This is a genomic window from Rhodococcus sp. 15-2388-1-1a (assembly GCF_002259145.1).
GTDB lineage: Bacteria > Actinomycetota > Actinomycetes > Mycobacteriales > Mycobacteriaceae > Rhodococcoides.
In genome coordinates, this window is sequence record NZ_NPFP01000015.1 from 1 (window position 1) to 20838 (window position 20838).

At 65.2% G+C, this 20838-nt stretch carries 18 protein-coding genes and 2 pseudogenes; 9 read left to right on the forward strand and 11 right to left on the reverse strand.

What is annotated here, in order from left to right:
• Nucleotides 1-712: pseudogene (locus CH302_RS30985) on the forward strand (DUF222 domain-containing protein); the annotation flags it as partial.
• 85 nt (nt 713-797) lie between these two features.
• On the opposite strand, the gene CH302_RS09320 reads toward CH302_RS30985, so the two are convergent.
• Nucleotides 798-1226 (reverse strand): type II toxin-antitoxin system Rv0910 family toxin, encoded by a 429-nt coding sequence (locus tag CH302_RS09320; protein WP_032396781.1) that lies wholly within the window; start codon nt 1224-1226, stop codon nt 798-800.
• A gap of 59 nt (nt 1227-1285) precedes the next feature.
• On the opposite strand from CH302_RS09320, the gene CH302_RS09325 reads away from it, so the two are divergent.
• The 3 genes from CH302_RS09325 to CH302_RS09335 all read left to right on the forward strand — a co-directional run bounded on the left by CH302_RS09325 (nt 1286) and on the right by CH302_RS09335 (nt 6108).
• Complete coding sequence (locus CH302_RS09325; RefSeq protein WP_037194826.1) at nt 1286-3589, forward strand: ATP-dependent DNA ligase; 2304 nt, start codon at nt 1286-1288, stop codon at nt 3587-3589.
• A 225-nt stretch (nt 3590-3814) separates the two neighbouring features.
• On the forward strand, nt 3815-5029 hold the full coding sequence (locus CH302_RS09330; protein ID WP_037194829.1) for a lipase family protein: 1215 nt from the start codon (nt 3815-3817) through the stop codon (nt 5027-5029).
• A gap of 86 nt (nt 5030-5115) precedes the next feature.
• Nucleotides 5116-6108: an iron-siderophore ABC transporter substrate-binding protein gene (locus CH302_RS09335; RefSeq protein ID WP_037194831.1), complete on the forward strand. Its 993-nt coding sequence runs from the start codon at nt 5116-5118 to the stop codon at nt 6106-6108.
• 36 nt (nt 6109-6144) lie between these two features.
• On the opposite strand, the gene CH302_RS09340 is transcribed toward CH302_RS09335, so the two are convergent.
• The 5 genes from CH302_RS09340 to CH302_RS09360 all read right to left on the reverse strand — a co-directional run bounded on the left by CH302_RS09340 (nt 6145) and on the right by CH302_RS09360 (nt 12846).
• Nucleotides 6145-8010, reverse strand: coding sequence for an ABC transporter ATP-binding protein (locus CH302_RS09340; protein WP_037194833.1), 1866 nt, complete (start codon nt 8008-8010; stop codon nt 6145-6147).
• A gap of 112 nt (nt 8011-8122) precedes the next feature.
• Complete coding sequence (gene lon / locus CH302_RS09345) at nt 8123-10450, reverse strand: endopeptidase La (RefSeq protein WP_037194835.1); 2328 nt, start codon at nt 10448-10450, stop codon at nt 8123-8125.
• A 108-nt stretch (nt 10451-10558) separates the two neighbouring features.
• Nucleotides 10559-11260, reverse strand: a complete 702-nt coding sequence (locus CH302_RS09350) for a type 1 glutamine amidotransferase domain-containing protein (RefSeq protein ID WP_037194838.1) — start codon at nt 11258-11260, stop codon at nt 10559-10561.
• 45 nt (nt 11261-11305) lie between these two features.
• Nucleotides 11306-12088: a putative protein N(5)-glutamine methyltransferase gene (locus tag CH302_RS09355; protein WP_037194840.1), complete on the reverse strand. Its 783-nt coding sequence runs from the start codon at nt 12086-12088 to the stop codon at nt 11306-11308.
• A 95-nt stretch (nt 12089-12183) separates the two neighbouring features.
• Nucleotides 12184-12846, reverse strand: a complete 663-nt coding sequence (locus CH302_RS09360) for a FadR/GntR family transcriptional regulator (protein WP_371828461.1) — start codon at nt 12844-12846, stop codon at nt 12184-12186.
• Between the two features lie 213 nt (nt 12847-13059).
• Between CH302_RS09360 and CH302_RS09365 the strand changes: the two genes are divergently transcribed.
• Both CH302_RS09365 and CH302_RS09370 read left to right on the forward strand, forming a co-directional pair.
• On the forward strand, nt 13060-14697 hold the full coding sequence (locus CH302_RS09365) for a 2-isopropylmalate synthase (RefSeq protein ID WP_052048021.1): 1638 nt from the start codon (nt 13060-13062) through the stop codon (nt 14695-14697).
• A 32-nt stretch (nt 14698-14729) separates the two neighbouring features.
• Nucleotides 14730-15536 (forward strand): pentapeptide repeat-containing protein, encoded by an 807-nt coding sequence (locus CH302_RS09370; RefSeq protein ID WP_037194844.1) that lies wholly within the window; start codon nt 14730-14732, stop codon nt 15534-15536.
• Between the two features lie 12 nt (nt 15537-15548).
• On the opposite strand, the gene CH302_RS09375 is transcribed toward CH302_RS09370, so the two are convergent.
• Entirely contained in the window at nt 15549-15758 is a 210-nt protein-coding gene (locus CH302_RS09375) for a DNA-binding protein (protein ID WP_037194845.1), read from the reverse strand.
• Nucleotides 15759-15793: 35 nt separating this feature from the next.
• Between CH302_RS09375 and CH302_RS09380 the strand changes: the two genes are divergently transcribed.
• Nucleotides 15794-16681: an oxidoreductase gene (locus CH302_RS09380; RefSeq protein WP_037194846.1), complete on the forward strand. Its 888-nt coding sequence runs from the start codon at nt 15794-15796 to the stop codon at nt 16679-16681.
• Between the two features lie 10 nt (nt 16682-16691).
• On the opposite strand, the gene CH302_RS30555 is transcribed toward CH302_RS09380, so the two are convergent.
• The 3 genes and pseudogenes from CH302_RS30555 to CH302_RS09390 form a co-directional block, all read right to left on the reverse strand.
• On the reverse strand, nt 16692-16928 hold the full coding sequence (locus CH302_RS30555; RefSeq protein WP_052048022.1) for a hypothetical protein: 237 nt from the start codon (nt 16926-16928) through the stop codon (nt 16692-16694).
• A 121-nt stretch (nt 16929-17049) separates the two neighbouring features.
• Nucleotides 17050-17124: pseudogene (locus tag CH302_RS30560) on the reverse strand (hypothetical protein); the annotation flags it as partial.
• A gap of 144 nt (nt 17125-17268) precedes the next feature.
• On the reverse strand, nt 17269-17829 hold the full coding sequence (locus CH302_RS09390; RefSeq protein WP_052048024.1) for a TetR/AcrR family transcriptional regulator: 561 nt from the start codon (nt 17827-17829) through the stop codon (nt 17269-17271).
• A gap of 59 nt (nt 17830-17888) precedes the next feature.
• Between CH302_RS09390 and zapE the strand changes: the two genes are divergently transcribed.
• Entirely contained in the window at nt 17889-18944 is a 1056-nt protein-coding gene (gene zapE, locus CH302_RS09395) for a cell division protein ZapE (RefSeq protein ID WP_082323826.1), read from the forward strand.
• On the opposite strand, the gene CH302_RS09400 is transcribed toward zapE, so the two are convergent.
• A complete protein-coding gene (locus tag CH302_RS09400) occupies nt 18883-19920 on the reverse strand; it encodes a GGDEF domain-containing protein (RefSeq protein WP_176460674.1) in 1038 nt (345 codons plus the stop codon). The two genes, zapE and CH302_RS09400, sit on opposite strands and share 62 nt — an antisense overlap.
• A 538-nt stretch (nt 19921-20458) precedes the next feature.
• On the opposite strand from CH302_RS09400, the gene CH302_RS09405 reads away from it, so the two are divergent.
• On the forward strand, nt 20459-20833 hold the full coding sequence (locus CH302_RS09405) for a hypothetical protein (protein ID WP_094635053.1): 375 nt from the start codon (nt 20459-20461) through the stop codon (nt 20831-20833).
• Nucleotides 20834-20838 lie beyond the last annotated feature (5 nt).

Genomic DNA, 20838 nt, shown 5'->3' on the forward strand with positions numbered 1-20838 from the left:
CGACGGCACCCAAGACCCACGCAGCCCCCCCCACCGCACAGCCGACGCCTTCGGACACATCCTCGACCACTACCTCGCCTCCAGTGATCGCCCCATCGAAGGCGGTGAACGACCGCACGTCAACCTGCACATCCGGTTGCAAGACCTCACCGACCTCCACAGCCGCGGCGACGCCGACGACATCACCGATGACGAGAACACCCGCACTGCAACCGAACCCGCTGCCGGGCCTACCGCCGATCGCGGCGCGTATCGCGACCTGTTCGGCGACGGCACTTCGGTCGGATGACTCCCCTGGATGGGACCGCTCTCCCGCAACACTTCCCGCCAGTTGGCCTGCGACTGTGTCCTCACTGCCATCGTCATGGACGAACACGGCAACCCGTTGAACCTCGCCCGCACCGCCCGCACCATCACCGCCAAACAACGCACAGCCCTCACCGCCCGCGATCACGGTTGCGCGTTCCCCGGCTGCGGAAAACCTGCCGCCTGGACCGAAGGACACCACATCTGGCACTGGGGCGACGGCGGCCCCACCGACATGAACAATCTGGTTCTGCTCTGCGGCTTCCACCACCGCCTCATCCACCACTCCGATTGGGAAGTGTTCATCGGCACCGACAACCACCCCTGGTTCGTACCACCCGCAACCGTCGACCCGTACCGACAACCGAGACCATCGCACGCCCGGGCAGGCCCCCACATCGCCTGAGCCCCAGAAAAGACTCCAGCCCCGCACCGAGAACACGGTGCGGGGCTGGAAGAGGTTGTCGTGCAGCTACTTCAGCTGAGACCTATCAGCTCAACGCCGCCAGGTTCGCGACGGATTTCTTCACATCGGTGTCGAGAGCCCGCGCCACCACCGATCCCACCGGACCGAAGAGCACACCCCCACCGAACTTCGCATCGAGCGTCAGCTCCGAACCGCCCTCGGCCTCACGCACATGGACAGTCAGCGAAATTCTCACCCCGCCCTTGCCGCGGCCGGACATCTCGATCAGCTTCGGCTCGTCGTACTCCGTGAAGGTCCAGTTGATCGTGTTCTTGAAGCCCTTCACCTTCACCAGTGACTCCACCTCGGTGCCCTTGCCGACCTTCTTCGGCGGTGGACTGCACCACCCACCGTGGATGGTCATCCACTCGTCGAACCGGTCGAGCGCGGACGCTTTGTCCCACGCGCCCTGCGGATTCTCGGGCATCTGTACCGAGACACTGATCGTTGCCATGAGATCGAGCCTGTCACAACTCTCCCGCATCTTCAGACGGCGGCCGTTAACCTGAGACGATGGCCACGCTCGAGATCGAAGGTCGGAAGGTCTCCGTCACCAACCTCGACAAAGTGCTGTTCCCCGAAACCGGCACCACCAAGGGCAACATCATCGAGTACTACGTTGCCATCGCACCCGCCATGCTGCCGCACCTCGTCGGCCGAGCCGTGACCCGCAAGCGTTGGCCCAACGGCGTCGACCAGTCGTCGTTCTTCGAGAAGAACCTCGCCGCGTCCGCCCCCGACTGGCTCGATCGGCGTTCGATGCAGCATTCGGACCGCGTCGTCACCTACCCGCTGTTCTCCACCGCTGCCGATCTGGCGTGGCTCGGTCAACAGGCAGCCATCGAAGCGCATGTGCCGCAGTGGCGGTTCGACGGCACCGAACCCGGACCTGCCACCCGCATGGTCTTCGATCTCGATCCCGGTGACGACGTGGATCTCGCCCGATGCGCCGAAGTGGCCTGTGAGATAAGGGATCTGATCGGCGATATCGGGATGACCGCATTTCCGGTCACCAGCGGCAGCAAGGGAATTCACCTGTACGTGCCGCTCGAGAAACCACTGTCGACCTCAGGCGCATCCACGGTCGCCAAACGTGTTGCCACGCTGCTCGAAGAGCGCTCCCCGGACCGGGTCACGGCCACGATGGCGAAGGCGAAGAGAACCGGGAGGGTGTTCGTCGACTGGAGCCAGAACAACGGCAAGAAGACGACGGTCGCCCCGTACTCACTCCGTGGGCGAACGCTCCCCACCGTCGCGGCACCACGTACCTGGGACGAGCTGGAAGCGTCGGGGCTGCAACAGCTTCGGTTCGAGGAGGTCCTGGAGCGATTTCAGGACCTCGGCGATCTACTGGCACAGCTGGACCCCGCCGTGGACTCGGCCCCCGAAAGCAGTCCTGTCACAGACAAACTCGGCAAGTACCGCAGCATGCGCAGCGCCGACAGAACACCCGAGCCGATACCGACCACCACCGAGCCGCAGGGCAACAACGACACGTTCGTCATCCAAGAGCATCATGCCCGACGCCTGCACTACGACTTCCGACTCGAACACGACGGCGTCCTGGTCTCGTGGGCCGTCCCCAAGAACATCCCGGACGATCCGAAGCAGAACCGGCTGGCCGTTCACACCGAGGACCACCCGCTCGAGTACGCGACGTTCTCCGGTCGGATACCGAAGGGCGAGTACGGCGGCGGCGACGTCTCGATCTGGGACAGCGGAACCTACGAACTCGAGAAGTGGCGGGACGACGAGGTCATCGTCGTCCTGCACGGAAAGAAGGCGACCGGGCGCTTCGCCGTGATCCGCACCAAGGGCAATCAGTGGCTCATGCATCTGATGAAAGACGCACCCGACGCCCGAGCGACTCCGGAAGAACACACGCCGGAAGATCCCACACCCAAGAACATCGCACCGATGCTCGCGACCGCCGGCGACGTCCTCGACCTCCCGGATGACGAGTGGTCGTTCGAGGGCAAGTGGGACGGGTTCCGCATCGTCGCCGAACTCACGCACGGTTCGATGACGCTGCGCACGCGCAGCGGCAACGACTACACCGAGAAGTTCGGCGCACTCCAATCTTTCGCAGACGACCTGGCCGAGCACGACGCCGTCGTCGACGGGGAAGTCGTCGTGTTCGACGACAGCGGCGTCAGCAGTTTCGAGAAACTGCAGAACGCCACCCGTGACGACATCCGATTCATCGCCTTCGATCTGCTCTACCTCGACGGCACGTCACTGCTGCGCAAGAAGTACTCGGATCGACGACGGCTGCTCGAACTGCTGACCACCGGACTCGACTCGGTGCTGGTGCCTCCGCGACTGACAGGTTCCGCCGCGGACGCCGTCGCGGAGAGCCGAGAACGGGGCTGGGAAGGCGTCGTCGCCAAACGCACCGACTCCGTCTACCAACCCGGCAAGCGCGCCCATACGTGGATCAAGCACAAGAACTGGCGAACGCAGGAGGTCGTGATCGGTGGGTGGCGTCGAGGCCAGGGTCGTCGTTCGGGCGGCTTCGGCTCCCTGCTGATGGGGATACCCGACGGGGAGCGACTGCGCTACGTGGGACGCGTCGGAACCGGGTTCGACGACCGTGCGCTCGATACACTCGCTGCCCTCCTCGCCCCGCTCGAGGCGTCGGACAGTCCCTTCTCTTCGGTACTGCCCGCGGCCGATCGGAACGGAGCGGTATGGGTCGAGCCCGTACTCGTCGGCGAGGTGCGGTTCTACGAGGCGACGGAATCCGGCCATCTGCGGCATCCGAGCTGGCGTGGTCTGCGCCCGGACAAGGAACCGAAGGCGGTGCGTCAGGAATGACGAGAATGCCCGGGTGAAAAACTTGGACCCGATCGAAGAAACAAGGATAGGGAACGTACGGTTGCCATAAAATGAGCGGATGCGTACCGTTGCGCCCATCGTTTCTGGGGGAGCGTAACAAGTCACGCATCATCAGCTATATCGGTTTGCGGGCCGGCTCTACGGGGGCTTGCCAGATCGCCGCAGCGCTCGTCGCTTCGGTTCAGGCACGGAGGGGTTTTCGACATGCGGGTTCTCAAGTTGGCAGGCGCTGTCAGCATGACGGCGGTTGCAGTTCTGTGTTCGTCGCTCGTCGGCGCAGGTCACGCTGCTGCTGCGCCGTTGTACCCGACGCCTATCGCGGACGGCTTCTACTCTCCGCCCGTGGATCTCGACGCGCTCGCACCGGGCGACGTGATCTCCAGCCGCCCGATGCCACCGCCCCCCGGATTCTTCGGCGTGGACGTGTGGCAGCTGAATTTCCGCTCCACCAATTCGGCCGGTGATCCCATCGCCGCAATCAATACCGTGTTGGTTCCGCAGAACAAAGCGCCGAATGGCCCATTACTTTCCTACCAACACATCATCAATGCACTCGGTCTCGAATGTGCACCTTCACAAGCACTCTGGTCGAACGACCCCAATCTTCAGATTCGTGAAGCACCAGCTCTGAACGCGGTGCTGCAGCGCGGCTGGACGGTCGTGATCGCCGATCACCTCGGACCCAACAGCGCATACGGTGCCGCCAAGCTCGGCGGGCAGATCGTGCTGGACAGCATTCGCGCCACTCAGCGCTTCGATCCCATCCAGGTTCAGCAGAGCCCGGTTGCCTTGGCCGGCTACTCCGGTGGCGGAATGGCCACGGCATGGGCTGCTGCGCTTCAGAACGACTACGCACCCGAGCTGAACATCGTCGGCAGCGCGAACGGTGGCGCTCCGATGAACCTCGAGCGCATGGCCCGTGATCTCGGTTTCGCCCCGCACCCCATGTTCGGTCTGGCGTTCGCTGCCGCGCTCGGTATCGAACGCGAGTACCCCACCCGCATCCCGATCAGCTCTCAGCTCAACCCGCTCGGTAAGCAGATCGAGAGCCAGATCCAGAACGGGTGCACCAACGACATCATCGCGGCAGGCGCGGGCAAGAGTGCCATGGAGGTCGCGGGCACGCTGGACCTGATCAGCAGCCCGGAGGCGATCGCCGCAGTCAACGACAACAGCGTCGAGCTGTACCCCGGCGTACCGAAGGCACCGTACTTCGAGTGGCACAGCCCTTCCGATGCGTTGATCCCGGTCAGCGCCATCGACAACACGATCGCCCGATACTGCCGCGCCGGAGTGCTGGTGACCGAGGTGAAGGTGCCCAGCAACGATCACCTGACTGCGGCAGTGCTCGGCCTGCCTCAGGCGCTCGAGTGGATCGACCAGCGGTTCGCCGGAGTACCGGCTACCTCCAACTGCTGATCGGGCCGCCCGACGCCTGGCACCTGATCCAAGCTTCAATGGGTCGGTTAGGCTAACCTCGCTAAGTTCTGCTGCGAGGAGATCCCATGAAGAAGACCGTCCAGCTCGTCGCCGCCGGTGCCTCCGTTCTGGCACTGGCTGCCGGCTGTTCGTCCGATGCCGACACCGACGCATCCGATAGCCCCGGTAGCGCCGCCGGCTTCCCGGTCACCATCGATCACCGATTCGGTGAGACGGTCATCGACACCGAGCCCACCCGCGTCGTGACGATCGGATTCAACGAACAGGACTTCGCACTCGCGCTGGGCGTCAAGCCCGTCGCAACGCGCGGCAACCTGAGCTACGACTACCGGCAGCGCCCGTGGGCCCAAGAGGCGTTGGGCGGCACCGAGATTCCCGAAGTCGGCAGCACCGATCTCAACCTGGAGCAGATCGCCGCACAGGCACCCGACCTGATTCTCGGCCCGTACTCCTTCATCGACCAGGGCCAGTACGACACCCTCTCCGGGATGGCTCCCACGATCGCCGACATCGGCGGTTACGACAACGTGCCCGCGGCAACGTGGCAGCAGGAATTCGCGGTCGTCGGCGAAGCGCTCGGCAAGTCGCAGGAAGCCCAGGACCAGACGGCCGAGCTCGAGCAGAAATTCGCCACCACCGAGGCCGAGAACCCCCAGTTCACCGGCAAGTCGCTGTCCCTCGCGTTCGTCATGGACGACGGCAGCTACCTGCTTCTCGGCAAGGACGACATCCGCGCCCTGTTCTTCACCGACCTCGGCTTCGAGATTCCCGACGCCTCCGAGACCATCAGCCCGGAGAATCTCGACCGACTCGACGCCGACGTCCTCGTCATCGCCGGCCAGGGCCGCGAGCAGCTGCAGGCCAACCCACTACTCGCCGCCCTCGACGTCGTTCGGCAGGACCGCACCGTCTACATCGGCTCCTTCAGTACGGACCTACCCTCGGCCCTCGGCTACTCGAGCCCACTGTCGCTGGACTACGCCATCGACGGATTCACCCCGATGCTCGCCGCCGCAACCGACAACGACCCAGCGACCGTCGTCCCCGACCCGGCATAAGGTCACTCCGCAGGCTCCGCTCCCGGTTTCATAAGGTCACTCCACCTGCGCGAACTGCGTCCGATGCAGCTCCTCGTAGCGGCCACCCGCCGCGAGGAGCTCGTCGTGCGTGCCGCGTTCGGCTACTCGCCCGTCCTCGATCACCAGGATCACGTCCGCAGCCCTGATGGTCGACAGCCGATGCGCGATGACCACCGACGTCTTACCCTCCAGCGCCTCGGCCAACGCGGCCTGCACCGCGGCCTCCGACGTCGAATCCAACGATGCCGTTGCCTCGTCGAGGATGACGACCCGTGGCTGCGCGATCAGCAGCCGTGCGATCGTCAGCCGCTGACGCTCACCACCGGAGAGTCGGTACCCGCGCTCGCCGACGACGGTGTCCAGGCCGTCGGGCAGGGAGCGCACGAGGTCCGCGAGCCGCGCCCTCGAGAGCGCGTCCCACAGTTCGTCGTCGGTGGCTTCGGGCCGCGGCAGCAGCAGATTCGACCGGATGCTCTCGTGGAACAGATGCCCGTCCTGGGTCACCATTCCCACTGTGCCGCGGACGGATTCGGCCGTCAGGTCCCGCACGTCGACGCCCCCGAGCCGGACCGCACCGCCATCGACGTCGTACAGCCGTGCGATCAACTGCGCGATCGTGGACTTGCCCGCGCCGGACGTACCGACCAGCGCGACCATCTGGCCGGGTTCGGCTCGGAACGACACCCCGTGCAGAACCTCCTCTCCCCCGCGCGAATCCAGGGTTGCGACCTCCTCGAGCGACGCGAGCGACACTTTGTCCGCGGACGGGTACGCGAACCTGACATCGTCGAGTTCGACGGCCACCGGACCGGGCGGCAGAGCTTTCGCGTCGGGCTTGTCGGTGATCAACGGAACGAGATCGAGAACCTCGAAGACCCGCTCGAAGCTCACCAACGCGCTCATGACCTCCACCCGGGCACTGGCAAGCGCGGTCAACGGCGAGTACAGCCGAGCCAACAGAAGTGACAGTGCCACAACCGAACCCGGGTCCAGGCTCCCACTGAGGGCGTAGAAGCCGCCCAATCCGTACACCACGGCGAGAGCCAGTGCCGAGACGAGCGTCAGCGCCGTCACGAACACCGTCTGCACCATGGCACTGCGCACGCCGATGTCGCGCACCCTGGCCGCCCGCACCGCGAACTCGACCGATTCCTGGTCGGGATGACCGAACAGTTTGACCAGTGTTGCTCCCGGAGCCGAGAACCGCTCGGTCATCTGCGTACTCATCGCCGAATTGTGCGCTGCCGCTTCGCGTTGCAGCCGCGCGAGGCGTCGACCCATCCGACGCGCGGGAAGCACGAACACCGGCAGCAGAACCAATGCAAGAAGGGTGATCTGCCAGGAGATTCCGATCATCACCACCAACGTCAGCACCAGGGTCACGAGATTGCTGACGACACCGGACAGCGTGGTGCTGAATGCGCGCTGCGCCCCGATCACGTCGTTGTTGAGTCGGCTCACCAACGCACCGGTGCGGGTTCGCGTGAAGAATGCGATCGGCATCCGCTGCACGTGGTCGAACACTGCCGTCCGCAGATCCAGAATCAAGCTTTCGCCGATGTTCGCCGAGAGCCATCGATTGATCAGACCGACCACTGCGTCCACCACAGCGATCGCCGCGATCGCCAGGGCCAGCAGCACCACCACACGAAGCTCTCGCCCGTCCACGATGGCATTGACCACCCGGCCCGCCAACACCGGTGTCGCCACCGCAAGGACGGCCAGGGCCACGCTGAGCACCAGGAATCCACCGAGGGCGCGGCGATGCGGTGCCGCGAACGTCAGAATCCTGCGAGCCGTCTCCTTGGAGAACGACGACTGGGTGTCGGGCCTGTTCATCGTGCGATACATCTGGTTCCAGGCGGTCATCTCCATACTCATCCCACCAACGTAGAACCTCGACATAGCTCGAGGTCAAGCGCGGCACCCGAGACCGACGGGAGGGGGCAGGCGACCGATGCCGCCTGCCCCTCCCTGGGCGCTCACCGCGGTACTACGCCGCAGCAGTTGCCTCCGCCGGCTCCAGCGCGAGCGCCAGGATGTCGGCGACGTCGGTCATCGGGCGAACATCCAACGCCTTCAACACCTCTGCGGGTACGTCGTCCAGATCCGGTTCGTTGCGCGCTGGAATGAACACCGTCTTCAGTCCCGCACGCTGCGCAGCCAGCAACTTCTGCTTCACCCCGCCGATCGGCAGCACCCGTCCGTTCAACGTGACCTCACCGGTCATCCCGACATCCGAGCGCACCGGCCGCCCGGTGGCCATCGACACCAGGGCCGTCACCATCGTCACACCGGCCGAAGGACCGTCCTTCGGCACCGCGCCCGCCGGAACGTGCACGTGAATGCGGCGATCGAGAGATTCCTGCGTGACGCCGAATTGTGGTGCGTGCGAGCGCACGTAGGACAGCGCGATCTGTGCGGACTCCTTCATCACGTCGCCGAGCTGGCCGGTGAGCTCGAGCCTGGAGTCACCTTCGGTCGCCGCAGCCTCGATGAACAGCACATCGCCGCCGAGTCCGGTGACCGCGAGACCCGTTGCCACACCAGGTACTTCGGTTCGCTCGTGAGCTTCGGGCGTGAACCGTGGGCGACCGAGGTACGTCACCAGGTCCGGCTCGCCGATCTCCAGGACATCCGTGGTGCCCACCAACTTCGTCGCAACCTTGCGAAGCGCCTTGGCCAGCAGTCGCTCGAGTTGCCGCACTCTCGGCTCACGGGTGTAATCGGCCGCGATCTTGCGCAGCGCGGCGTCGGTGACCGTCACCTCCTCGGATGTGATTGCTGCCCTGTCCATCTGACGGGGCAGCAGGTAGTTCCGGGCGATGACGACCTTGTCGTCCTCGGTGTAGCCGTCGATGGTCACCAATTCCATGCGGTCGAGCAGTGGCCCGGGAATCTGGTCGATCACGTTGGCCGTAGCGAGAAAGACCACGTCGGACAGGTCGAGATCCAGATCGAGGTAATGATCGCGGAACGTGTGGTTCTGCGCGGGGTCGAGCACCTCGAGCAGAGCGGCACTGGGGTCACCGCGATAGTCCGAGCCGACCTTGTCGATCTCGTCCAGCAGGACAACGGGATTCATCGATCCCGCCTCACCGATGGCCCGCACGATCCGACCGGGCAGCGCGCCGACGTAGGTACGACGGTGCCCACGGATCTCGGCCTCGTCGCGGACGCCGCCGAGCGCGACGCGCACGAACTTCCGACCGAGCGCACGGGCCACCGACTCACCGAGCGAGGTCTTGCCGACTCCGGGCGGACCTGCGAGCACCATGACGGCACCGGACCCACGCCCACCGACCGACTGCAGACCACGCTCGGAGCGACGCGCCCGGACGGCCAGGTACTCGACGATCCGATCCTTCACGTCGTCGAGCCCGTGGTGGTCGGCATCGAGAACCGCACGTGCAGAGTCGATGTCGTTGTTGTCGGTCGTGGTGTTGTTCCACGGCAGATCGAGCACGGCGTCGAGCCAGGTGCGGATCCAGCCCGACTCGGGGCTCTGATCGCTGGCCCGCTCGAGTTTGCCGACCTCACGCAGCGCCTGTTCGCGCACCTTCTCGGGCAGGTCCGCAGCCTCGACGCGGCCACGGTAGTCGTCCGCACCGTCGGGCTCGTCCTCGCCGAGTTCCTTGCGGATGGCCGCCAACTGCTGCCGGAGCAGAAACTCCTTCTGAGTCTTCTCCATACCCTCGCGGACGTCGCCGGAGATCTTGTCGTTGACCTCGACTTCGGCGAGATGGGCCTTGGTCCACTCGATGAGCGACGTCAGACGCGTTGCCACATCCGGGGTTTCGAGAAGGTCCCGCTTCTGCACGTCGGTGAGATACGACGCGTAACCGGCCGTGTCCGCGATCGCGCCTGGGTCGGTGAGCTTGTTGACCGAGTCGATCACCTGCCACGCGTCGCGGCGCTGCAGCATCGCCACCACGAGACGCTTGTACTCGGCCGCGAGCGCATCGAGACCGTCGTCGACGGGGCTGCCGGTGAGTACATCCGGAACGGGCTCCGCCTCGACCCACAGGGCGGCACCGGGGCCGCTGACGCCGTGGCCGATGTGCGCGCGGCGACCGGCCTTGATGACTGCGGCCGGTCGCCCGTCCGCCAGGCGTCCCATCTGGACGATCGTGGCGAGGACTCCGTACGCGGCGTAGCGGTCTTCGAGACGCGGCGCGACGAGCAGCGTGCCGTCGTTGCTCGCCTTGGCGGCGTCGACGGCGGCACGCGCTGCTTCGTCGAGTTCTACGGGCACCACCATGCCGGGCAGGACGATCGGGTCGGTCAGGAACAGTACGGGGACACGAACGGTTTCGGTCACTTCTCCTCCAAAGGATTGAGCTATAGGGGCTCAACTTCGAAAGCAGTAGTGATGTTCCCTCGACCGTCCGCTGTTCTCCGTGGGCAGAACGCCGACCGCCCTTTCCGGCTACTTCAGCGAGCTGACCAGCTTCTCCGCGAGGGGACGCGTCGATGCCGGGTTCTGGCCGGTGTACAGGTTTCGGTCGACGACGACGTTCGGTGCCCACGCGTCGGTGGAATCGAACTTCGCGCCGTTCTCGCGCAACCGGGATTCGAGCAACCACGGGGCCTTCTCGGCGAGACCGGCCTGGGTCTCCTCCTCGTCGGTGAATCCGGTGAGCTCGTACCCGTCGAACGCCCAGGTTCCGTCGCTACGGACGGCCGGCAGCAAGGCGGCAGGCGCGTGGCATACCGCGGAGACGACCTTGTTCGAGTCGAGGAAGTCGACCACCAGTGCCCCGAAGCTCTCGGAGACCGCGAGGTCTTCCATCGGTCCGTGACCGCCGGGAACGAAGACGACGTCGAAGTCGGACGCCTTCTGGTCCTCCAACTTTGCGGGTGAGGACAGGATCGACTCGATCGAGGCGAGGTAGCTCTTCTGATCCGCCACCTTCTCCTCGTCGCCGCCGTTGGCATCGACGGCCAGGCTGCCCTCGTCGACGACCGGAGCCTTACCGCCTGGCGTCGCGACGGTGATGTCCCAGCCTGCGTCGACGAACGTTCGATGGGACTCGACGAGCTCCTCGGCCCAGTACCCGGTGGGGTGCTTCGTTCCGTCGTTCAGGGTCCAGTGGTCGGCAGCGGTTACCGCAAACAGCAATGTAGTCATGCCCGGGGAATGCCACGGAGACCCACGATCGAAACACCCGGTCGATCACTGCTCGCCCATCGAACCGATCACCACGACGGCATCGAGCGCCTCGGATTCGGCGATACGACCGGCGAAGCCGGCGTCGATCACGGCACGCAGCGTCGAATGCGCCAGTGCTGCACTGGTTTCGATGAGCAGATGGCCACCCGGAGCCAGCCATTGCGGAGCGCCGACGGCGACACGACGATGAATCTCGGCACCGTCCGTACCGCCGTCGAGTGCGATGTGCGGCTCGTGGATGCGCGCCTCTCGTGGCATCAACCCGATGTCGCCCGTCGGGACGTAGGGCGCGTTGACGACGATCGCATCGAATCTGCCGCGCATCTCCGGCGGCACGGCGTCGTACAGGTCACCGCGATGAACGTGACCGGCCGGGACCGCGCCCCCTACGTGTGCGACATTGCGCGATGCACACTCCACCGCCACCGCGTCGACGTCGGCAGCGTGCAACTCGGTGACACCATCGACCGACAGGCCTATCGCCCCCGAACCGCAGCACAGGTCGAGCAACACCGAAGGATGCAGCGCCGCAGCACATTCGACGAGAAACTCGGTTCGACGGCGAGGTACGAACACGCCCGGTGCGACGGCGATGCGTCGACCACAGAACGCGACCCAGCCGACGACATGCTCGAGCGGTTCACCGGCGACGCGGCGCGCGAGCATCGCGGTCAGCTCTGCCGGCGTCGACGCGGACTCGACGAGGATGTCGGCTTCCTCTTCGGCGAACACGCACCCGGCACCGCGCAACGCGGACACCACCTGGCCGTACTCGAGTTCCGACATCGATCGTGCCTTCCGGAGTGCTGTTCGCCCGCCCGCTCACTCGCCCGCGGAAACACTGTAGCGCGGTATGTCGCACGACAGGACGGGGCAGTAGCTCAGCCCAGGTGCTCGCGTGCCACCGAGACCGCCGCGGCCCGGTCTCCCGCCGCGATGGCGTCGAACAGTGCTTCGTGCAGGTCCACGTCGGGCTCGGTTCCACGTGGCCGTGCGAGTACCTCCGAGGTGTAGGCCAGCAGTTCGGCCCGCAGTCGTGGCAGGAAGGATTCGAAGAGATCCGAGAGCAGGGAATTGTGGGCGGCGGCCACCACTGCGACGTGGAAGTCGATGTCCGCGTTCACGAACGCCGCGTCGGACTCGCTCGCGGCGGCGTGCCGCGCGTCGAGTGCGCGCCGCATCCGCTCGACGTCGGCATCCGTACGACGCTCCGCGGCCAAGCCTGCGGCGTCGATCTCGACGATGCGACGTACCTCCTGCACCTGTGCCAGGCCGGCACGCTGCACCGATGCGGAGACATCGATCGGAACCGAGTCTGCGACGACGAACACCCCGGCACCTTGCCGCGATCTCACCAGCCCTCGGGTAGCGAGCACCCGCACGGCCTCGCGCACGGTGGATCGGCCGACCCCCAGCTCGTGCGCGAGGGACGTCTCACCCGGCAATTTCGCGCCGACCGGCCATTCGCCCGCACCGATGCGTCGACCCAGTTCGGTGACTGCGCGGTCTGCGGGACGGAGATGTTCGGTGGACACGAACACCAGTATCCCGCGTCACCACTTGTCTGAGAAGTAACCTTTGCATTACAGTCCTCAGACATGTTCGGGTGCGTGCTCCTCCTTCCACGCCGCGACGGGGTCAATCGCCGACCGGCACCCCGTCGCGGGGTACGACACCGCGCCGGTCGCCGATAGCAGAGACCCACACACCCGAGGACGACGATCACCGTGTTCAGCAACCGCCAACAACCCAGCCCGATGCCCTCGCACCGCTACCGCGACGTGCACCGCCGTGTCACCGTCATCGATCAGGAAAGGCGCTGGCCGACAGCAACATTCACCGCCGCCCCGCTGTGGGTTCCGGTCGATCTCCGGGACGGCAACCAAGCGCTCGCCGAGCCCATGGATCCGCAGCGCAAGCGCCGCATGTTCGACCTGCTCGTGAACATGGGCTACAAGGAGATCGAGGTGGGGTACCCGTCGGCGAGTCGCGCCGACTTCGACTTCGTTCGGTCGCTCGTCGGCACCGTGCCCGAGGACGTGACGATCGTCGTGTTCACCGCAGCCAGAGCCGACCTGATCGAGCAGACCTTCGCCTCGATCGAGGGACTACCCGACGTGGTGGTGCACATGTACACCGCGACGGCACCGACCTGGCGCGAGGTGGTGCTCGGACATTCCCGTGATGCACTGCGCCGGTTGATCTTCGAGTCCGGGGAGCGGATAGCACGCGCAGCCGGAGACAGGAGCGGGGTTCGATTCGAGTTCTCGCCGGAAGTGTTCAACCTGACCGAACCCGACTACGTGCTCGAGATCTGCAACGGCATGTCGCGGATCTGGGATGCCAGTGCCGATCGCCCGGTGATCCACAATCTCCCTGCCACAGTGGAGATCTCGTCCCCGAACGTCTACGCCGACCAGATCGAGTACATGCATCGACACCTGGACCGCCGAGACTCGGTGATCCTGTCGGTGCACCCGCACAACGACCGAGGCACCGGAGTCGCGTGCGCAGAGTTGGCGGTGCTGGCCGGCGCGCAACGCGTCGAGGGGTGCCTGTTCGGCAACGGGGAGCGGACCGGGAACGTCGACCTGGTGACGCTGGCCCTCAACCTGCACGCCCAGGGTATCGACCCGATGATCGACTTCTCCGACATCGACGAGATTCGCCGAACGGTGGAGTACTGCAACCGAATCGACGTGCACGAACGGCACCCGTACGCGGGCGACCTCGTCTACACAGCGTTCTCGGGAACGCATCAGGACGCGATCAAGAAGGGCATGGTTCACCACCGCATCGAGGCCGACCGCCTCGGCGTCGACCCCGACCTCGCGCCATGGGCGGTGCCGTACCTGCCGATAGATCCCGCCGACGTGGGACGCGACTACGACGCAGTCATCCGGGTGAACAGCCAATCCGGAAAGGGTGGGATCGCATATCTGCTGTCGGTGGACCACGGCCTGGAACTCCCCCGCAGGTTGCAGATCGACTTCGCCCGGGTGGTCCAGCACGACACCGACTCGACGGGGACCGAGATCAGCTCCAAGGAGATCTGGACCCTGTTCGAGGACAACTACATTCGCACCGGCCGTCGCACACTGGTGGCGTGGTCGATAGATGCGGACTCCACCCTGTCGGTCACCCTCGCCGACGACGACGGCGAGCATCACCACAGCGCCGCCGGAACCGGGCCGGTCGACGCATTGGCGCAGATTCTCGGAGTCGAGGTGCTCGGTCTGTCTCAGCACTCCACCACTCACGGCTCGGACAGTGGAGCGGCAACGTATGTCGAGGTTCGTCGGGGCGGAAAGTCGGCGTGGGGAGTGGGGATCGACGGATCCGTCGTCGCCTCTTCGTTGAATGCACTGCTGTCGGCCGCGAACAATCTCGTTTGACGCTGCCCCGCGCCGAGGGACAGAGTGGACGCATGCACGCGCCCGAGAACTTACTGGCCGACTGCGGCAGTTGTTTCGGACTCTGTTGCGTCGCTCTGCCCTTCGCGAAGTCCTCGGACTTCGCCGTCGACAAGGCCGCCGGTGAGCCGTGCCGCAATCTTCGGCAGGACTCACGGTGCGGCATTCACCCGACGCTGAGGGAGAAGGGCTTTCCCGGGTGCACGGTGTACGACTGCTTCGGTGCGGGCCAGAAGGTGTCGCAGTCCACGTTCGCCGGACGGGACTGGCGGCAGCAGCCGTCGAACTCGTCGGAGATGTTCGCGGTGTTCCCGATCATGCGTGATCTGCACGAGTTGCTCTGGTATCTGGCGGATGCGCGTGACCGGGATTCGACCGCGACACTGCACGATCGACTGTCCGGCGAGTACGCAGACTTGGATGCGCTGACCGAGTCGGCACCCGACGTTCTGCGCTCGGTCGACGTCTCCGGTCTGCGTTCGCGGATCAACGAGTTGCTGCTCGCAGCAAGCGATCTGGTTCGTGCCGAAGTGAAGGGCGAGAAGAAGAACTACCGTGGCCGCGACATGATCGGCGCACAACTGGCCGACGCGGATCTGCGCGGCGCGAGCCTGCGCGGCACGTACCTCATCGGGGCCACCCTGCGTGGTGCCGACCTGCGCCTGGCCGACCTGATCGGTGCAGACCTCCGGGGTGCCGACCTCCGAGGTACGGATCTACGCGGCAGCATCTTCGCGACACAGTTCCAGATCGATGCGGCGAAGGGTGACGAGGCGACGCGACTCCCACAATCGGTGACGCGTCCGAGTCACTGGGCCTGAGACTCGACCGGTTCAGCCGAGCGATCGACCGGTCTGCTCCAACGCGGCCTGGATGACCGTCAGCGATGCCGGGCCGACACCGTGCAACTTCGTCAGCTCGGCCGCGGGCACCCCTGCGAGATCGTCCAAGCACGCGTACCCCGCCGCGCGGAATGCCCGAGACGCGGGAAGTCCGGTGCCCTTCGGAAAGTCCGCATGCCCATCGGCTTCTGCTCTGCTCACGGGCGAAGTCTAAAACAGACCGGTAGCCTGGCGGCGTGCCCGAAACCAAGCAGAGACGCGTTGTCATCACCGGTGCGAACACCGGCATCGGCTACTACACCGCCTTGGAGTTGGCGAAGCGAGGCGACCACGTGACGCTCGCGTGCCGCAACAAGGACAAGGCCGATGCCGCCGCGGCGAAGATGTCGGCGGAGGCACCCCGCGGAACCGTCGATACCGCCACCCTGAACCTCGCCGACCTGGCTTCGGTGCGTGCGTACGCAGAGTCGGCACCGGAGTCGATCGACGTGCTGATCAACAATGCGGGCGTCATGATGCCTGCGTTGCGGAACGAGACGGCGGACGGGTTCGAGCTCCAGCTCGGCACCAATCACCTCGGCCACTTCGCCCTGACCGGCCTGCTGTTCCCCAAGCTCGCTGCGGACGCGAAGATCACCACCATCGCTTCCGTCGCGCACCGGCAGGGCCCCAAGCTCGATTTCGACAATCTCCAGCTCGAGCGTGGGTACAACCCCCAGCGCGGGTACGCGAACTCCAAGCTTGCGAACATCCTGTTCGCGCTCGAACTCCAGCGCCGGATCGACAAGGCCGGACTGAAGATCACCAGCAATGCCGCGCACCCCGGAATCTCGGCCACCGAGCTGTACTCGAGCCCCGACGGTCTGGGCAGCAACAAGATCCTGGCCACTCTCGCTCCGATCGGACTGAAGATCTTTTCGCAATCTGCCAGTGCCGGAGCACGTCCCACGCTCTACGCCGTCGACGTTGCGGGTGGCGGTACGTACAGCGGCCCCAAGTCGTTGTTCGAGACGCGCGGTAAGCCGGGCCCGGCGAGCATGACCAAGACCGCACAGGACCCCGCTCTGGCTGCGAAGCTGTGGGACGCCAGCGAGAAGTTGACCGGGGTCGGCTACCCGTTCTGACGAGGGACCGTCACCGGGCGGGCTCGGGCAGAGGATGTCCGCGCTCGCTCATGACGGCACGCACCCGGTCGGGGTAGGTTTCGACATTGAGTTTCACTCCCGGCGCGTCGGCCGACTTCACCAGATCCAACACCTCGGTGAGGGTCGGCATGCGAGCGCCGGGGACGCGTCGTTGCTCCGGATAGTCCGTGAGCGGTAGGGCTCCGCAATCGAGAGTACGAATCTGCGCGAGTGTCAGTGTGTTCACGAACTTCCCGACGTACGGAAACTTGGGATCCCCCCGGTGTGAGCGAACCGGTATCGACGCATTTGCTGTCCGAGACCCTGCGGTCGTGGGTGACGATCGCGATGCCGTCCTCGGTGATCCGAGTGTCCGGTTCGAGGGTGCTCACCCCCAGTTGCAGTGCGTTGGTGAACGATTCGATCGTGCTCTCGGTGACCAAGCCGAGACCGCCGCGATGGGCCTGCAGATCGAAACGACCCGAGCGGGGTCGGGTCCGCCGCCGAGTCCGTTCCGCACCCCGTCAACACCGCGAGGGGAACGCACACCAGGGGCAAGTACCGACCGAATCGCATGCTCGACGAGGCTACGGAAGGTCGGTGTCCACCCGGGCCCCTCGCAGTGAGCTCCCGGCACCCTGCAGGTAGACCGAGATCGGTAATTGCAGCGATGCAACATCTTTCGATACTCGACGGCCGAACATCACATCGGCCATCAGACCCTCGCAGAGCGAGACCAGACCGTCTCCGTGCGCGGGGTCGACGAACAGGGCCCGCGCCCGTTCGAGTGAGAAGAAGGACAGAGCGAGCAGGTCCCGAACATCCTGCGCGACAGCAGGATCCAGCATCAACGCGGACCGGGCCCGAAGGTCGATCATGCGATGAGTGAGCGCATCGTGAAGATACCGCGCGACGACCGTGGCGACATCACTCTCGGTTCCGGCGATATCCATGAACGTCTCGCGCGAACGCTCGACGAGTCGGGCGGCAACCGCCGCCAGTAGGTCGGACTTCGTGCGGAAGTAGTAGGACGTCGACCCTGCCGGGTAGTCGAGCGCCGAATCGATCGCCCGATGCGTCAGTGCGCGCAGGCCGTCTCGGGCGATGACCTCGAGCGCCGTATCTGCGATTGCGGTTCGGCGATCCATGATCGTGACCCTACACACTCACTCTACAAAAGTAGAGGATGGCGGCGTAGGTTCGAGCCATGAGGCCGATCGCCCCGCCACACACATTCGACGCCGACTTCACCCTCGACGACGCCCAAGCATCGGCCGCCGACGTACTCTCGACCCCCGGCACAGAGGGCGTCTACCTGTGGGGCCCGGTCGGCCGCGGCAAGACCTGGCTGCTCGACGCCTACTTCGCCGGTGCCGAGACAACCGCGAAGAAGCGCGTCCACTTCCATGCCTTCTTTCGCGACCTGCACGCTGCGTACTTTCGGCACCGCTTCTCGATCGACGCGGCCATCGACGACATCCTCTCGACTGACGACACCGGAGTGCAGGCCGAACTGCTGTGCTTCGACGAATTCCACGTTCACGACATCGGCGACGCCCGACTCATCACGCGGATGCTCGACGCCCTGTTCGTCCGTGGGGTCGCTCTGGTCGTCACCTCCAACTACGCCCCCGACGATCTGCTGCCCAATCCGCTGTACCACCCGACCTTCGTTCCGACGATCGAGAAGCTGAAGAAAAATCTCGAGGTGATCTGCGTCGACGGTCCCGTCGATTACCGAGCCGCCGGCACGAGCGGTTCGCGATTCGCGTCGGGAAGTTGGAGTCTGCAGGAGCGGAGCCTGCGGAGTGACCAGAAAAAGCAGGAGCGGAGCCTGCGGAGTGACCAGAAAAAGCAGGAGCGGAGCCTGCGGAGTGACCGAACTGGCCCGCAGTCGGGCATCGGCGGTCGCACCTTTGCCGATCTGTGCTGCACCGCTCGTTCGACGGGTGACTACCTTCGACTGTTCGAGGAGACAACCAGCTTGACCGTCACCGAGGTGCCCGCACTGTCGACTGTCGACGAGTTCGCTGCTCAGCGGTTCGCGAATCTGGTGGACGTCGCCTACGACCGCGATGTGCGGGTCGACTTCCACGCCCTCGTCCCGCTGGATGAATTCGCCGTCGGATGTTCGGGTCTCGACACCGATCGATTAGTCAGCAGGCTCAGTGAATTGGGATCTTCCGTGCGCACCGACATGGCTACGGCCACATCGTCTCGAGCATTGTTCGATTTCCGCCGTCCGCCTTTGCTCGGTACATGAGGGAGTCCGCCACGCGCGTCGCATCGTTGACCACGTCGACCCCTGCGGTCCACGCATCGGAATCGGGAGCGATCACGACGGCGCCGGCGCTCACTGTGACCGGTATCGGATCCGAGCGATTCGTCAGAGTGCCGCTCACCTCCGCCACCAGCTCACACAGTTGTTCTGCCTCGCCGACGAGGACGGCTACGAACTCCTCGCCCCCTGTTCTCGCCACCACCCCCGACGTGCCGAGGTGGTCGCGGAGACGGTCGGCAACGAGGACGATGACGGCGTCGCCCTGGTCGTGTCCGTAGCGGTCGTTGACGCTCTTGAACCGATCGATGTCGACGAGTACGAGGACGAGCGCCAGCTGCTCGCCGTGAGCGACCGTCCACAGGTCTTCGATGGCATTCTGCAGTCCGCGTCTGTTCTTCAAGCGGGTCAGCGGATCGATCTCGGATTGCCGTGCGTCCTCGCACACCAACGACCAGGCGATCTGGGCGAAGATCGGGACACCCGACGTCGCACCTCCTGCAACCAGCACTGCGGCGATCGCATCCCACGGCCCCCACAAACCCTGCGTGTACGCGGCCACCCCGATGTAGACGATCACCAGATTGGCGAACACCAGGTGAGCGACAAGCAGCCTCGGTCCGAGAAAGAAGGTGCACATCGACCCTGTCAGCGCGAAGAGGAACGTGCCGATCAGCGCCGACGTGGGTACATCGAGAAGAATCACCGACGCAAGCCCGACGTCGCCGAACACCAGGAACGCCACCAACTGCCACTTACGATCCGGCAGCGGCCCGACGAGCAACCACACGATCGTGGCGAACTGCAGAACCAGGATGAAGAGTACGTAGGCAACAGGACCCGATCCGGTCGGCCCGTTCGGCGAGGCCAGCATCAGGATCGACACGACGGCGTACAGGGCCACACAGCTCGCGAACACGACTCGGATCAATCGGTGCAGCGGACGAGTCGACTTGTGCACGAAGATCCAGTCGAAATCGTGCGGAGCAGCGAACCAGTGGCGAAGAACCTGAGCTGCACTGGGCTGGGGTCCGAGCGGCGGAACGGTGGTACTCGAGATCGACCTCGGCGGCAGGAGTGGGGTCGACCGTTTGCGGTGGCGACTCCGTGTCGCGCCGTGCGCCCGCATCGAACGTGGTCGTAGGGACGCATTCGATCGCTCGCCGTGCCGCGCTACGGGCGATCGAAAGTCTTCGTGCATGGGGCTCCCTTGTGAAACGAACTGCCCAGGTCCGAAAGCGTACCGATCACCGTTTCGGCTCGCCCGAAATCCCCTGATCCGGTCTCGCCCGGCCTGCGGAGCGCTCGCCCGTCGTTTCCACGACCGATGCACGCCTTCCCCCTACAGACAAAGGGAGACACCCACTACTGACGGCGGTCGGGGGCGACAGCAGTAGCGGGTGTCTCACTGTTCATTCGCAGCCCCCCTCGAGGTGGATGGGTACCGGATGGGAAATTTTTCCGAAGATTTTTCACGACCCGAGGAATAGCCTGTGACCATGCCTTTCACAGCAGCGAACCACTACGACTTCACCGGCGACGACATCACCGGGACCCTCGATGCCCACCGATCCGCCGGCGTCTGGGCGGCGCAACTCGTTCTGAGCGGGCAAACGCTGGAGTCCACCGACGTCACCCGATCGGACCTGGGATTCGAGGTTCGCACCGTCGTCGAAAATCTGTCGGACGGTAATCGGACCCACCTGCTGGTCGTGTTGCCGCGCGTCACGATCGACCCCGACGACGGCCAACCCGTCACTTTCACCTCCTACGCGGTGCTGTACACGGTCCACGGTGGATCGACCGAGGTACACGGTGCGGTCGAGGCCTACGACGTGCGACTGCTGAGCGGAACCGCGTCACTCGTCCGGTGAACGAC